The sequence below is a fragment of the Thiomicrorhabdus sediminis genome, from assembly GCF_005885815.1.
Classification (GTDB): domain Bacteria; phylum Pseudomonadota; class Gammaproteobacteria; order Thiomicrospirales; family Thiomicrospiraceae; genus Thiomicrorhabdus; species Thiomicrorhabdus sediminis.
The window spans coordinates 1247492-1262084 of record NZ_CP040602.1; the positions used below are offsets into that span (position 1 = coordinate 1247492).

Consider the following 14593-nt stretch of genomic DNA (forward strand, 5'->3'; position numbering starts at 1 on the left):
GTTCTTGCACTTGCTGACATCGGCTTTGATGTCGAGTCAATCAATGTCTCAAAATCTGAATTTTGAGAGGGAAATAATTAAAGGCACAATGATACAACAACCAGTGGCTTTTCGTCCATCGAAATCTGGTCATCAGAGCTTTAAAACTAACGGCTTTGGCACAACTAGACAGCACATTTTACTCACCCTATTTGGTGAGGCTTTTATTGCACTTTTAAAAACATTATTCGTGATTGCAAAACGATTACTGAAAACCGACTTTACAACACCATAAAACAGCCCTTTTTAGACAGGTTTTGGTGAATCTGGCGTTATAGCGCAATGCAACGGTTATAATATGGCTCTATAGCGAGAGACGTTTTCACCACGCTTACCCAGATACAAAGGTTTACAGATGAAATTCACCGAACACCGTGACTCCAATATCAATGCGATCAAGCATTATGAACCCGGCTTGGTCAAGGTTAACAATTTAACATTCACGCACAGCTGCTATATTACCCAGCATAAAACCGAACAGCATTGGCCTTGTAACGCTATCGAACAGCTTGATCAAAGCCTGCTTGAACAACTGCTGGCGGAAAAGCCGGAGGTCATTATTCTCGGCTCGGGTGACAAACAGCAGTTTCCCGCCGCGCAGTGGTTTGCTTTTTGCGCCAGTCAAGGTATCGGACTTGAAGTGATGGCCAATGATGCCGCTTGTCGTACCTACAATGTTTTGACCACCGAAGATCGTGAAGTGGTGCTCGCCTTGATTTTCAATAGCTAATCGCAAGCAACAAAAAAAGGCGCTTAATGCGCCTTTTGATTGAAGCCTTTTCAGGGCTTGAGAATTTTCTTTATATCCACCTTACGCCCTTGATAACGCGCTTCCAGATAAAGTTTTGGTCGCTTGGTATTGCCGGTAGCACCCATGGTCGCAACCACCTGTCCACTTTTGACAATATCCCCTTCTCGAACCAATAAAGCACTGTTGTGGGCATAGATCGACATATATTCATCAGTATGCTTGATCACCAACATCCAACCAAAATTGGCAATCCCATTACCCGCATACACCACCTTACCAGATGTTACTGCCTTAACGTCTTGACCAGGTAAGCCATAGATTTCCAACACCGAAAGTCCGGCGCGGTCGCGGATATAACGGTAATCTAAACCTTTATGCATCGGCCAGACCCACTTACCGCTTTTCTCCATCTTAACACGCTCTTGCGGTGTATCCTGACGCTCAATCGCTTTTGCACTATCCTCTTTCGGCGGGCTTAACTGCTTAGCTTGTTTAATCGGCGCTTGGTTTTTCGGCTGCAACGGTTCTGGCTGCACCCTTGATTGTCCTGTAATATCATTTGCCGGATCTTCATTATCATCAACCAGTTCCGGAGAGGTCTGCAATGCCTGAACAGATGGAATCAATAGCTCCTGATTAACATAGATAATATAAGGCGGAAGTAGCTGATTGTATTTAGCCAACCGACTCATTGAGATATCACACTTAACCGCAATTTCACTTAAGGTATCTCCAGAACGGACACGATAACTGCCCTGACAGTCCTGAGCTTGCGACGGCTTTGCTTGGGCACTTGAAGTAGTCGCACCATGATCACGAGGAGCATACTTTAAAGGCGAAGAACAAGCACTCAAGCCTAATACCATGGTTGCCAGATATATTACTCGTGTTTGCGGTTTAGTTAACTTCATAATACTATCTACTCTCAGTCCCTGTTATCTACCTAATAAGATGATTTGAACAAATCAATTAAAAAATCTCTGCTTTATATGCGATGTAAATCGCAATTAAAGCCACAAAAAGCCAACCCAACCAGTCAACCCATTGACGCACCTTATGCTCAAGCTTTTCGCCACCCCAGCGCATCAATCCAGCAACCAGAAAAAAACGTGCCCCACGGCCAATAAAAGAAGCCATCATAAACGGCAACAAAGCCATTGATGCCGCACCGGCGCTTATCGTGAACAATTTATAGGGAATCGGGCTAAAACCGGCAATAAACACGATCCAAACGCCGTACTCCTCAAACCATTGATTGATGGTTTGCAGTTTCGCTTCATAACCTAACGACTCAATGGTCGGCATTAAGGCATCCATGGCAAAATGACCGATGGCATAACCCAACAATCCACCTAAAATAGAAAACAGCGTTGTCAACCAGGCATAATAGAAAGCCTTTTCCGGGCGTGCCAAACTCATTGGCATTAACATAACATCCGGTGGAATCGGGAAAAACGACGATTCGGCAAAACTCATCGCACTCAAATAACGGGTCGCTAAACGGTGTCTTGCCCAACGCATACATAAATCATACAGCGGAGAAAACAGCTTCATTATTCGACCCCTGTTTTCATCGGTACAAACATGACTTCGGCAAGACAGGTTTCCTTGTAACCATTCAATGTTTTCTCGAAACCGTATAATTTTTGTTCATGCTCACCAATGGGCATTACCAGACGACCGCCAACCTTGAGTTGATTAATCAACTCTTGCGGTAACTCCGCCGGTGATGCCGCGGAAATAATCGCATCAAACGGCGCTTTTGCAGGCCAACCCCAGTGACCATCACTCATAGAAAATTCAACATTGCTAAGCTCAAGCTTGCCAATCACCTGCTGCGCTCTTTGCGACAAGGCCTCAATACGTTCAACACTGTAAACCTTATCAACCAATAAAGACAATATCGCCGTTTGGTAACCGGAACCGGTACCTATCTCAAGCACATTTCTTACCGGACGATCACTTTGCAACAACCATTGCGTCATTTTCGCAACCACCCAAGGCTGGGATATTGTTTGCCCATAGCCTATCGGCAAAGCGGTATCTTCATAGGAACGCGTGGCCATTGCTTCATCAAGAAACAGATGCCGTGGAACCACTTTAATGGTGTCTAAAACGCGGGGGTCGCTAATGCCTTTTTCAATTAATCTATCAACCAAGCGATTTCGGGTGCGCTGCGAAGTCATACCTAGACCTTGGTACAACTCAAAAGCGCTATTGGGATAATTCACTCAAACCTCTAATTTTTATACTATGCTTTACAACGGATTATTTTTGTCATCTATTCTATAGGTTTAGAGCGGACTGGTGCAGCTTTTCCAACATTTTATAATCGGTTAAATCGATCTTTAATGGTGTTATTGAAGCATAACCATTTTCAACCGCATGGAAATCGGTACCCTCTCCAGCATCCGCGGCCGGTCCGGCAGGCCCAATCCAAAAAATCGGTAAACCACGCGGGTCGACCTGTTTGACAACTGGCTCTGACTGATGGCGATGCCCTAAACGGGTAACCTTAACACCCTTGAGTGCTTCTAAAGGAATATCCGGTACATTGATATTGAAAATCGTATCACGTGCCTCCAGCACACTGAAATCCTCCATTGCCTGAAGAAACTGTATAACCACAGCCGCTGCAGTTTCATAGTGCTTCTCACCACACAAGGAGACAGCAATCGAAGGCTTACCTAAAAAGCGCCCTTCGGTGGCTGCCGCAACCGTACCGGAATAAAGCACATCATCGCCCATATTAGCACCGGCATTGATTCCTGAAATAACAATATCAGGCTGATAACCCAAAGCACCATTGACCGCCAAATGCACACAATCGGTCGGCGTGCCGTTAACGCTATAAACCTGACAACGTTTGTCCTTACAGTGATTGCCATGCTGAGTTAAACGCAATGGCTCCAATAGCGTTAACGAGTTACTTGCTGCGCTACGGTTTCTTTCCGGGGCAACCAGATCCAGTCTTTCAAAATCCAGTTTATCGATAAATGTCTGCAGCAATGACTGAATGCCTCCGGCAAAATAGCCATCATCATTAGAGAGAAGAATTTTCATGGTGTAAAATACCTTATTCGACCACGACAATAACCCAGCCGTGTTTGATGAATTTCGTGCAATTATATAAGTTTCCACTATGACAGACCACGACAAATCTTTATTTCAACAAGCCATGGCTGAAATGTCAGATATAAAGCCGATCAAAAACGGCAATCAATATTTGGAGCATCAAGAAAATGCTCAGCAACTGAAAGCACAACAACGTCAAGTGATTAGAAAACTGCGTCAAAAACAACTGCAACCGAAATTCAATAGCGACAGCTTCGAGAAAGACCATGATATCGACAGCCAACCGGTCGGCAATTTTGCCACTTTAAGTTATTTTCAACCGGGATTACGCGCACAGGAAATTGAAAAACTCAAAAAAGGCAAATATCCCAATCAGGCGGAACTCGATTTACACGGTTTGACAGTGGAACTGGCAGAAAAACAGATTCGTGACTTTCTTAAACAATGCTATGGCTATGAATTACGTTATATTCGCATTATTCACGGTAAAGGTTATAACTCGGAAGACAATTTTCCGGTTTTAAAAAATCTGGTCAATCAGATACTCAGACAAACCCCGTTTATTCTGGGATTTTACAGCGCTCCAGCTAAACAAGGCGGTAGTGGCGCGGTAAATATTTTGCTTAAAGCGCAATAAACCCACCAATAAAAGACAAGCCAACAAACAAGTATAAGAAATGGCGATTTAAGGAGTGGCGATTGAATTGGTTGCCGAATCGTCCATGACAGACTCATCTGTATTGGGATCAGGCTGTTTAAGCGTGATCACATTAACAAACACCTCATCTTTTTTCACCATACCCAAAGTTTGACGGGCGATGGTTTCAATCGCCTGCGGGTTGTTTTGCAACTCATGGACTTCTTCGGCAAGTTTAGCGTTCTGAAGTCGCTGTTCGGTTAAAGAGCTTTCCAATTCGGTTAATTGGTTCTGTAAAGTAAAAAGCTCGCTTAGCCCTCCGTCAGAGGACAATAAGCGAGCTTGTAAAACAACAATCAGCAATGCCAATGCGAGGTAAATCTTTTTCACATCAGACTCCTTGCTCAAGGCTCCAAAAGAGCCTTTGATTGTTATAAATAACTAGAACCAGAATTACTTAAGGTTATAAAACGCTGATTTACCAGGGTAAACCGCAGCGTCACCTAACGCTTCTTCAATACGGATCAACTGATTGTATTTAGCAATACGGTCTGTACGTGACATAGAACCGGTCTTGATCTGACCACAACCTGTTGCCACCGCGATATCAGCAATGGTTGTATCTTCGGTTTCACCTGAACGGTGAGAAACCACAGCTGTGTAACCGGCTTTCTTGGCCATCGCAATCGCTTCGAAAGTTTCTGTCAAAGTACCAATCTGGTTGATTTTGATAAGGATAGAGTTGGCGATACCTTTCTCGATCCCTTCAGCCAAGATTTTAGGGTTAGTTACGAACAAATCATCACCAACGATCTGTAGGCGTTTACCGTCTTTTTCTGTCTGGTATTTGAAACCATCCCAGTCTGACTCGTCCAGACCGTCTTCGATAGAGATGATTGGGTAGTTGGTTACCCACTCAGACAATAGGTCAACCATCTGTTCTGAAGTCAGCGTTTTGTTTTCAGAAGCCAGCGTATAAACACCATCTTTATACAATTCAGAAGATGCGGCATCCATCGCGATCATAATATCTTCACCAGCTTTGTAGCCAGCCGCTTCAATCGCTTCTAGGATAACCTGTAGCGCTTCTTCGTTAGACTTAAGATCCGGTGCAAAACCACCTTCATCACCGACCGCAGTGTTGTAACCTTTATCAGCCAATACTTTTTTCAACGCATGGAATACTTCGGCGCCATAGCGGATTGCTTCAGACATAGAAGGCGCACCCACCGGCATAATCATGAACTCTTGGAAATCTACTGAGTTATCCGCGTGCTCACCACCGTTGATGATATTCATCATCGGTACCGGCATTTTGTAATCATCAGTTTTTAGGTAAGCGTATAAAGGCAAACCTTTTGACTTAGCTGCTGCTTGAGCTGTGGCAATTGACACCGCCAAGATCGCGTTCGCACCCAAACGTGCTTTGTTGTGAGTACCATCAAGCTCAATCATTTTGTTATCGATCGCTGCTTGATCAGTCGCGTCCATACCGATAAGCGCTTGCTTGATTTCGCCATTGATATTGTTAACAGCGTTAAGGACACCTTTACCACCGAACTTTGACTTATCACCGTCACGCAATTCAATCGCTTCGCGAGACCCGGTTGAAGCACCTGAAGGTGAAATACCACGCCCCATAGAACCATCTTCAAGAATCACATCTGCTTCTACTGTCGGGTTACCACGTGAATCGATAACTTGACGTGCTTTAATATCTTTAATCAACGACATTTTTTTTCCTATTAACTTTTATAAACGAATAATCTTATTTTAAGGCACCTATATGACAGCGCCATGACAAATTCTTAGCTTTGCTTGCTGATAACGGTTTTGCCGTTTGCTACAGCCCGAGTTTAAAGAGAGAAATTATCTTCGATAAATCCACGTTCTTTAACTACTGAGTCCAACGCTTTTAACGTTTCCAGTAGCGGTTCAAGCTGACCTAAAGGCCACATGTTAGGCCCATCACTTAGAGCTTTTTGAGGATCAGGGTGCGTTTCCATAAACACACCTGACACTCCAGCTGCAATCGCAGCTCGGGCCAGCACAGGAACCATTTCTCGCTGACCACCTGAAGTTGTACCTTGTCCACCAGGCTGTTGCACAGAATGCGTTGCATCAAATACTACCGGGCATTCGGTTGAACGCATTGACGCCAAACCGCGCATATCGGAAACCAAGGTGTTATAACCGAATGATGTACCACGATCGCAGACCATAATGTTGTCGTTACCGACTTCACGGGCTTTAGCAACTACCTGATTCATATCCCAAGGCGCTTGGAACTGGCCTTTTTTAATATTGACCGGCAAACCTTGGCGACAGACGTTTTGAATGAAATTGGTTTGACGAACCAAAAACGCCGGGGTCTGCATCACATCAACCACCGAGGCAACTTCATCCAACGGGGTATCTTCATGCACATCGGTTAATACCGGCACACCGACTTCATCCTTCACTTTTTGTAGAATACGCAAGCCTTCTTCAATTCCTAAACCACGAAAACTTGCGGTAGAAGAACGGTTAGCCTTATCGTATGACGATTTGAAAATAAAAGGAATATCCAACTTCTCGGTCATCTCTTTTAGCTGACCGGCAGTATCAATCGCCAGTTGTTCAGATTCAATAACACAAGGACCGGCAATCAAAAAAAACGGTTGATCAATTCCGACATTAAAACCACATAATTTCATTGCTTATTCCTATTACGCTTTATTCTTATAATCATTAGCCGCATTCACAAATGCACTGAACAATGGATGACCGTTTCTTGGTGTAGAGGTAAATTCCGGGTGGAACTGACAAGCTACAAACCAAGGATGCTCAGGAATCTCAATGGTTTCAACCAGATTACCATCTTCTGAACGACCCGCAAAAACCAAACCGGCTTGTTCAAGCTTAGACACATAACCGTCGTTAACCTCATAGCGGTGACGGTGACGCTCACGAATCAATTCACTGCCGTAAATATCAGCAATTTTACTGCCTGCAGTCAGACTACAATTTTGTCCACCCAGGCGCATGGTGCCGCCGAGGTCAACATCTTCATCACGCTCAACCAGATTGCCTTCTTCATCGGTCCATTCAGTAATTAGCGCCACAACAGGGAAAGGTGTTTGGGCATTCAGTTCACTACTGTGAGCATTTTCCAAGCCCGCCACATGGCGAGCATACTCAACCACCGCCATCTGCATACCCAAACAGATACCCAAGTAAGGAATCTTGTTTTCACGCGCATATTGAATCGCGAGAATCTTACCTTCAACACCACGCTCACCAAAACCGCCAGGCACCAGGATCGCATCTTTATTTTTAATCGCATCCAAGCCCTCTGTTTCCAGTGATTCTGAATCGATATATTCGATATTAACGCGGGTATTGGTGTGGATTCCGGCATGTATCAAAGATTCAATCAATGATTTATAAGCCTCTGTCAAATCGACATACTTACCAACCATAGCGATTTCTACTGTCTTTTCAGGATTTAGCTGAGCTTCAACCACTTGATCCCAGTCAGACAAATCAACCGGCTTGGCATCGATTCCTAAGCGTTTTACCACAAGATCATCCAAACCTTGTTCATGCAACATTCTAGGCACTTCGTAGATAGTACGCGCATCCAAAGAGTTGATAACGGCTTTCTCTTCAACATTGGTAAACAACGCAATCTTACGCTTTTCGCTCTCTTCCAATGCCATTTCAGAACGACAAATCAGAATATCCGGTTGAATACCGATGGAACGCAACTCTTTTACCGAGTGCTGAGTAGGCTTGGTCTTGACCTCACCCGCTACAGCAATGTATGGCAACAAGGTCAGATGCATAAATAGAGCGCGATCACGCCCTACTTCGATGCTCAACTGACGAATGGCCTCCAGAAACGGTAAAGATTCGATATCACCCACAGTACCGCCAACTTCGACCAGAGCAACATCGGCGTCACCCGCCGCTTTGAGGATACGCTTTTTGATTTCATCAGTAACATGCGGGATTACCTGAACCGTTCCACCAAGGTAATCACCACGACGCTCATTGCGAATAACGGTTTCATATACCTGACCGGTAGAGAAGCTGTTACGCTTGGTAAAGTGACGCTGAACAAAGCGTTCATAATGACCTAAATCCAAGTCTGTTTCGGCGCCGTCATCAGTAACAAAAACCTCGCCGTGCTGCAACGGACTCATGGTTCCTGGATCGACATTGATATACGGATCCATTTTTAACATACTGACTTTAAGACCACGAGCTTCCAACAAGGCACCCAAAGATGCCGCTGCAATGCCCTTTCCTAAAGAAGAAACAACACCACCTGTTACAAAAATAAATTTAGTCATCAATTAACACTTTCTAGAATATGAAGTTTATGATTAGAAGTAATCAGAATGGAACCGAATTATACCGTATACAGCGGTTTTCAGCAATGGGATAATTCATAAAACCTGTAGACACGACGTTTTTCTCAACAAAATTTTATTTATACTGCATTCAGCCTTTAAAACAGCACTTTACAGATATTTTTCAAAGCCCAATAATTAACGCAACTGTAAAATTTGCAAGATTTGCAAATAACTCATTTCAAGAGTCCGAGGCTCAACTTGTGATTTTTCTGTTGGCGACAAATTTTGCAGACAATTTTGACACCCCAGCACCGCCAATATCCGCCCCTCATCATCTTGTAAAACCGGCCAAAAAACTCTTAACCAAGGAGGAATACGATGCTGCTGAAAAAAGTTTTTTAAGGCTTTTTTATTGACCGCGCCCTCGTCAAGATGAGCAATCGGCTTACAAACCAGGCCTGCCTTGGCATGCACAACGTTGAATTTAAAAGTATAACCCGGGTTGATCACTCTGCCCTGCAGTCCGCTAGAGTCGATATTCGACTTTAACTTAGCAATCGATGCCCATTCAATGCCACGGCAATAATCCTTAGCAGCTTGCTCGTTATGCTCTGTAAACCATTTAGGCAAAATATATAAACGCTGATATTGCCAACGCAATTCATACGAGCGCATCTTATAAGCCGCGTTTTGCACCCTATTATCGCCTTGCAGAGAGAAAACCAATACATACAGCCATTGGTAATGTTTTTTGCTCAACACAACTCCCGGAAAAAAAACGCTCAACCAATAACGGATTATGTTTTTTTGCTCAATCCAGTCAACCTCCTCAAGCGCCCTGAGCTCAATAAAATCAAAACTGAAACAACTGCTTTCAAGTCCTGATTGAGCCATTTTATCGAGCAGCAGGTTTGCCTCGGAAATATGCCCCGCACTATCCGACACTTTTTGCTGCACATCCGGCCAAAGCTTTTCAATATCGGGCAACAAGTTGTTACGCAACCAATTACGCCTAAATTGGTTATCTTGATTGGAAGGGTCTTCAATAAAGCTCAGCTCAACGCTTTTTGCATAATCGAGCATCGCCTGATAAGAGACCTTCAATAAAGGCCTATGCAGAATCAGATTATCATTCAGGCATTCATAGCACTCTAAAGCTCTTGACTCCGGCATTCCCGACATGCCTGGCACCCCGGCACCACGAAACAGATTGAGTAAAACGGTTTCAGCCTGGTCGCGCTGATGATGGGCAAACAATAGAACAGGCGCAGCCAAGCTTTTAAGGCTACCGCGCGCTTTGAAATCGCTTGCAACCATTTCCGTTAACGCCTGATAACGCGCTTTTCTGGCAACGGCTTCGATACCTTGGCGCTTAAAACTGTCCAACTGCAATTTTTTTGTTTGAAAAGCGACGCTCAACTGCCGCACTTGCTGCTGACAGAACTGTTGCCAATCATTGGCCTCTGCTTGCAGGTTATGATTGATGTGCAACACGGTTAACGAAAACTGCTTGCTTAAATCACTTTGCACATAAATCAGTTGATGCAAAGCATGCAGCAGCACACTGGAATCCATCCCTCCGCTATAGGCGATATAAAGCGGCTGCTGACACCCTTTTAATGGTTTATGTGAATTCAACCAATGTTCTAATGTCTGCATAACCGGTAAGGTGTTTTTCATTGCATCACTTGCTAAAGAAAATTGTTTCGCTTGCAGAGAAGAATGATCCGCATTAGATTGAGAAGCATCAGACAAGACTGAGAGGTTTTGTGAGGAATGATCAGATGACATAAGTGCCCCTTAGACCAAGAAGCACTTATTAATAAAGCGCGCTACTAGGCAACGTCAAAGTTACCATAGTCCATATAACGCTGATAGCGCTTAGCCAAAAGCTCATCGACCGGCTTGGCTTTCAAGGCATTTAATTGCGCCAATAAAGCGGCTTTAAGGTTGGCTGCCGCTTGCGCTGGATTACGGTGAGCCCCACCTAAAGGTTCATCGATAACTTGATCAACCAAACCCAGCGAGCTTAAACGCTCAGCGGTGATTCCCAAAGCTTCGGCAGCATCGGCGGCATTAGCGGCGTTTTTCCAAAGAATCGAAGCACAGCCTTCCGGAGAAATAACCGAATAGGTGCTGTACTGCATCATCATCGTTGTATCACCTACACCGATTGCCAAAGCGCCACCAGAACCACCTTCACCAATTACCGTACAGATAATCGGTACGCGCAATTCCGCCATTTCAATTAGGTTGCGCGCAATCGCTTCACTTTGACCGCGCTCTTCGGCATTAATCCCTGGATAGGCACCCGGAGTATCAATAAAGGTTAACACCGGTAAATTAAAACGCTCTGCCATCTTCATTAGGCGCAACGCTTTACGATAGCCTTCTGGACGCGGCATACCGAAATTACGACGAATTTTTTCTTTGGTGTCACGACCTTTTTCCTGCGAAATCACCATAACCGCTTGGCCATCCAAGCGAGCCAATCCTGCCACAATGGCTTCATCATCAGCAAAAGCACGATCACCATGCAACTCTTTAAAGTCGGTGAAAATAGACTTGATATAGTCAAGCGCATAAGGACGTTGCGGATGACGAGAAACCTTGGCAATTTGCACATCGCTTAATTTACGGAAAATCGACTCAGTGAGATTTCGGCTTTTCTCTTCCAAGGCTGAAATCTCTTTAAGCAAGTTCATATCACCTCCATCCAGGTGACGTAACTCATCAATCTTGGCTTCCAATTCGGCAATTGGTTGTTCAAAATCTAAAAAATCCAATTTCATAATAGCTTTACTTGCCTCTCAAGAGCATGGTTTAGCAACTCCATCACCATGCTTGGTTTTAATTTTTTGACATTCTACCAAAATGGTACTTTGTTGGGTGATTTTGTCAGCATCGATTTTCAACAAGCTCCGGCTCACTTACCCCCCTGTTTTCCGAGTCACTCTCTTTTTGGGTAAATTTTAGTAAAAAGTTTGAGTTTTCAATTTATCACGCTAAAATCCAGCCCTTTCAGCACATTAGGCTTAGCTTATAATCATGCATTAACAATGACTTAATGTTTGGTTTTCAAAAAGTTAGCAGATTTTACATTTACGAGACCTCGGGAGGCTCCATGTTTTCATTTACCAGAAAAACACTTTCTATCGCGATACTAAGCTCTATTTCGCTATGCAGCACTCAAGCCGTGGCGGGCGAAAAAACCGGTTTTAGTGGAAATGGTGAACTTGGTTTCAGCAACAGCACAGGTAATACCGACAGCAACGCTTTATACGCGGCTTTAAAAATGCAATACCTTCAAGCTCGTTATGACGTCTTGGGCGGTATTGAAATCAGCGATAAATCTGAAAACGGCACACAAACCGAATCTCGCTACGCCATTGATGCTCAGTACAACCGTTACTATGCCGAAGATAAAAACTTCTACAGCTACCTTGGCGGCAAACTGACACACAGCAAATTTGAAGATATCGATCTAGAAACCACCGCCTCTGTCGGTTTGGGTAAACGTCTTTATAAAACCGAACGTGTATTGCTGACAGGGCAAGTCGGTATCGGTTATCAAAACACCGACTATATCTCGGCTACAGCTTCCGAAGACCAGGTTGTCTATCAAGCCAAACTTGACTACAGCAATCAAATCAACAACTATGTTAAATTCACTCAGGACCTAATCGTTAATGCCGGTAATGAGCAAACTAAAACGGAAGCCAATACCGGCTTGAGCGTTAAAATTGCCGAACAGATGAAACTCAAAGCAAGCTTCAAATATCGCAACAACAGCAACCCTGCACCAGGAACCGAAAAGACGGATACGCTAACGCTGGTCAGCGTTATTTATGATTTTTAATCGTTTGATCCAAAACCATAAAAAACCATAAAAAAAGCCCTGGCGAAAATGAATTCGCCAGGGCCTTTTATCAGCGCGGTTTGACCGGTTACTCAGTATCAATAAATCGAGCTTATATTTTTACACCTCAAAAAACGCTTGTTTGATTTCTGCCAATTCTTGCTCCATTAACATCAACGCCTGATGACGTTTACTCTGCGCAAATATATCCTGCCCCAACACCTGACCATCAAACACCACCTCACCGGCAATCATCCGCCAAACCTGATCACTTAATTGCTGACCAAACAATAACGCGGTAGCTCTCTTATCAACCAAGTTCTCCAACTGCATTTGCAAGCAGAAGTTTAGTGCCTGAAATTTCACCAGCCACTTGCTATCCGGGTGCAGATAATAAATCGCATCATGTAACGCATCTAAAGCCTCCTGATGTTCACCGGCGGCCAAAAGTGCCCAAGCTCTTAATTCGGCAATTTTTACCTCGGCCCAGAAGCTGCCCGGATCAGGTAGCAAACCGATCAACGAAGCAACACCTTGATGGTCACTGAAGCCTAAGGCATCAATCAGCTCAGCAAGACCGGAATAATCTTGCGATTCAGGCAAAGCAAGCAACGCTTCACGCAATAGACGACCAACATTCTGGTTACTATCGATTAACTCCGTGACAGGATAGATTTCCGACATTCCCGGCACAATAATGCGACAGGCCTCAAAATGACAGTGACGATAATTGGCGACATACACCTCACAACCTTGCTCTCGCACCAAATCACAAAGCTTTTGCCACTGCTGCTCGGTAGTTCCGGAAAAATCCCAGTTGACGAAATCAAAATCGGCATCATGAGTTATAAAACGGGTATGGATCAAGCCGCTAGAATCAATGAAGTGGTTTTCAATATTCTCATCTTCGGCCACCGAGTATTCATCAAATACCGTTAATTGGAAACCATCCAGATTATTCAGGTGGCGTCCTTGCAACGATTCGGTCAGAGTTCTTTCCAATGCCACTTCAAAAATCGGGTGTGCACCAAACGAGGCAAAGCAGGTACCGGTTTTCTGTTCAAATAAGGTGACATTGATCACCGGGAACTGACCACCCAAAGAAGCATCACGCATCGACACTTCAATGCCCGCTTCTTTCAATGAAGCCACCGCTTCAACAACTGCCGGGAACTGCTCAACCACCTCATTGGGGATTTCCGGTAAACAGAGGTTTTCACGCAAAATCTTATTTTTCACCCAACGTTCGAAGATTTCAGACATTCCCTGAACTTGCGCTTCCAACGCCGTATTACCTGCAGACAAGCCATTACTTGCATAGATATTGCTCAACAAATTCATCGGGAAATAGGCCACTTCCTGGCTATCGACATTAATCAATGGAATCGCGCTGACAAACTCATTTTGGTCATTAAAGCTGAGCAGCTCGTTAAAGCCCAGCTCACCTTCCGGGTCATAGAACTGCCAAAGACGCTCATTCAAACATTCGCCAATATCCTGCTCGGTGAACCGCTTATCATCCGGATAATAGAGCCAATCTCGGTTTTGGCCATTGGCGCTGATCCAATAATCAGAGAAAAAGTAATTGGTCGAAAGGCGCTCTAAAAACTCACCCAACGCACTGGCCAAACAAGCTTTTCGACTGGTTCCTTTCCCATTGGTAAAAATCGGCGGGCAACGCTTATCGTTAATATGCAGTGAATAAACATTTTTAACCGGATTTAACCAGGATGCCTCATCAATCTGAAACCCCATTGACTTCAACTGGCTTTGCATCGTATTGATGGAGTTTTCCAAGCAAGCATCCTTGCCCTTGATATAGGTTAATTCACTCATATAAATAACTACTTTGTTTAGGAGGTTGAATAGAGACTTGCCTATTAATTTTTTAG

The 14593-nt window shown here is 44.2% G+C and carries 15 protein-coding genes; 4 read left to right on the forward strand and 11 right to left on the reverse strand.

Annotated features, from left to right (window positions below):
* Positions 1 to 43: 43 nt before the first annotated feature.
* Both FE785_RS05735 and FE785_RS05740 read left to right on the forward strand, forming a co-directional pair.
* Positions 44 to 274 carry a hypothetical protein gene (locus tag FE785_RS05735; protein WP_138564839.1) on the forward strand — a complete coding sequence of 77 codons (231 nt, stop codon included), beginning with the start codon at positions 44 to 46 and terminating at the stop codon, positions 272 to 274.
* Between the two features lie 120 nt (positions 275 to 394).
* Entirely contained in the window at positions 395 to 769 is a 375-nt protein-coding gene (locus FE785_RS05740; RefSeq protein WP_138564840.1) for an Mth938-like domain-containing protein, read from the forward strand.
* 50 nt (positions 770 to 819) lie between these two features.
* Here FE785_RS05740 and FE785_RS05745 read toward each other — a convergent pair whose 3' ends face one another.
* From FE785_RS05745 to surE, 4 genes are read right to left on the reverse strand one after another with little or no spacing between them, the layout of a single operon-like run.
* Positions 820 to 1701: a M23 family metallopeptidase gene (locus FE785_RS05745; protein ID WP_138564841.1), complete on the reverse strand. Its 882-nt coding sequence runs from the start codon at positions 1699 to 1701 to the stop codon at positions 820 to 822.
* Between the two features lie 58 nt (positions 1702 to 1759).
* The gene (locus FE785_RS05750; protein WP_138564842.1) at positions 1760 to 2344 is read right to left on the reverse strand and encodes a YqaA family protein; all 585 of its coding nucleotides are present in this window, start codon (positions 2342 to 2344) and stop codon (positions 1760 to 1762) included.
* The gene (locus FE785_RS05755) at positions 2344 to 3021 is read right to left on the reverse strand and encodes a protein-L-isoaspartate(D-aspartate) O-methyltransferase (protein ID WP_238696218.1); all 678 of its coding nucleotides are present in this window, start codon (positions 3019 to 3021) and stop codon (positions 2344 to 2346) included. The genes FE785_RS05750 and FE785_RS05755 overlap by 1 nt, the downstream gene beginning before the upstream one ends.
* A 55-nt stretch (positions 3022 to 3076) precedes the next feature.
* A complete protein-coding gene (gene surE, locus FE785_RS05760) occupies positions 3077 to 3853 on the reverse strand; it encodes a 5'/3'-nucleotidase SurE (RefSeq protein WP_138564843.1) in 777 nt (258 codons plus the stop codon).
* Between the two features lie 79 nt (positions 3854 to 3932).
* Here surE and FE785_RS05765 point away from each other — a divergent pair, with 79 nt between their 5' ends.
* Positions 3933 to 4502, forward strand: a complete 570-nt coding sequence (locus FE785_RS05765; RefSeq protein ID WP_138564844.1) for a Smr/MutS family protein — start codon at positions 3933 to 3935, stop codon at positions 4500 to 4502.
* 48 nt (positions 4503 to 4550) lie between these two features.
* Here FE785_RS05765 and FE785_RS05770 read toward each other — a convergent pair whose 3' ends face one another.
* From FE785_RS05770 to FE785_RS05795, 6 genes are all read right to left on the reverse strand, one after another.
* Positions 4551 to 4892, reverse strand: a complete 342-nt coding sequence (locus tag FE785_RS05770; protein ID WP_138564845.1) for an FtsB family cell division protein — start codon at positions 4890 to 4892, stop codon at positions 4551 to 4553.
* 63 nt (positions 4893 to 4955) lie between these two features.
* Positions 4956 to 6236 carry a phosphopyruvate hydratase gene (gene eno / locus FE785_RS05775; RefSeq protein WP_138564846.1) on the reverse strand — a complete coding sequence of 427 codons (1281 nt, stop codon included), beginning with the start codon at positions 6234 to 6236 and terminating at the stop codon, positions 4956 to 4958.
* Between the two features lie 122 nt (positions 6237 to 6358).
* A complete protein-coding gene (gene kdsA / locus FE785_RS05780; protein ID WP_138564847.1) occupies positions 6359 to 7198 on the reverse strand; it encodes a 3-deoxy-8-phosphooctulonate synthase in 840 nt (279 codons plus the stop codon).
* A 12-nt stretch (positions 7199 to 7210) separates the two neighbouring features.
* Positions 7211 to 8839: a CTP synthase gene (locus FE785_RS05785; protein WP_138564848.1), complete on the reverse strand. Its 1629-nt coding sequence runs from the start codon at positions 8837 to 8839 to the stop codon at positions 7211 to 7213.
* 198 nt (positions 8840 to 9037) lie between these two features.
* Positions 9038 to 10633 (reverse strand): tRNA lysidine(34) synthetase TilS, encoded by a 1596-nt coding sequence (tilS, locus tag FE785_RS05790; protein WP_138564849.1) that lies wholly within the window; start codon positions 10631 to 10633, stop codon positions 9038 to 9040.
* A 44-nt stretch (positions 10634 to 10677) separates the two neighbouring features.
* A complete protein-coding gene (locus tag FE785_RS05795) occupies positions 10678 to 11634 on the reverse strand; it encodes an acetyl-CoA carboxylase carboxyltransferase subunit alpha (RefSeq protein WP_138564850.1) in 957 nt (318 codons plus the stop codon).
* A gap of 332 nt (positions 11635 to 11966) precedes the next feature.
* Here FE785_RS05795 and FE785_RS05800 point away from each other — a divergent pair, with 332 nt between their 5' ends.
* Complete coding sequence (locus FE785_RS05800) at positions 11967 to 12701, forward strand: DUF481 domain-containing protein (RefSeq protein WP_168188920.1); 735 nt, start codon at positions 11967 to 11969, stop codon at positions 12699 to 12701.
* Positions 12702 to 12821: 120 nt separating this feature from the next.
* Here the strand turns inward: FE785_RS05800 and ycaO are convergent, their stop codons facing one another.
* Entirely contained in the window at positions 12822 to 14537 is a 1716-nt protein-coding gene (ycaO, locus tag FE785_RS05805) for a 30S ribosomal protein S12 methylthiotransferase accessory factor YcaO (protein ID WP_138564852.1), read from the reverse strand.
* Between the last annotated feature and the right edge of the window lie 56 nt (positions 14538 to 14593).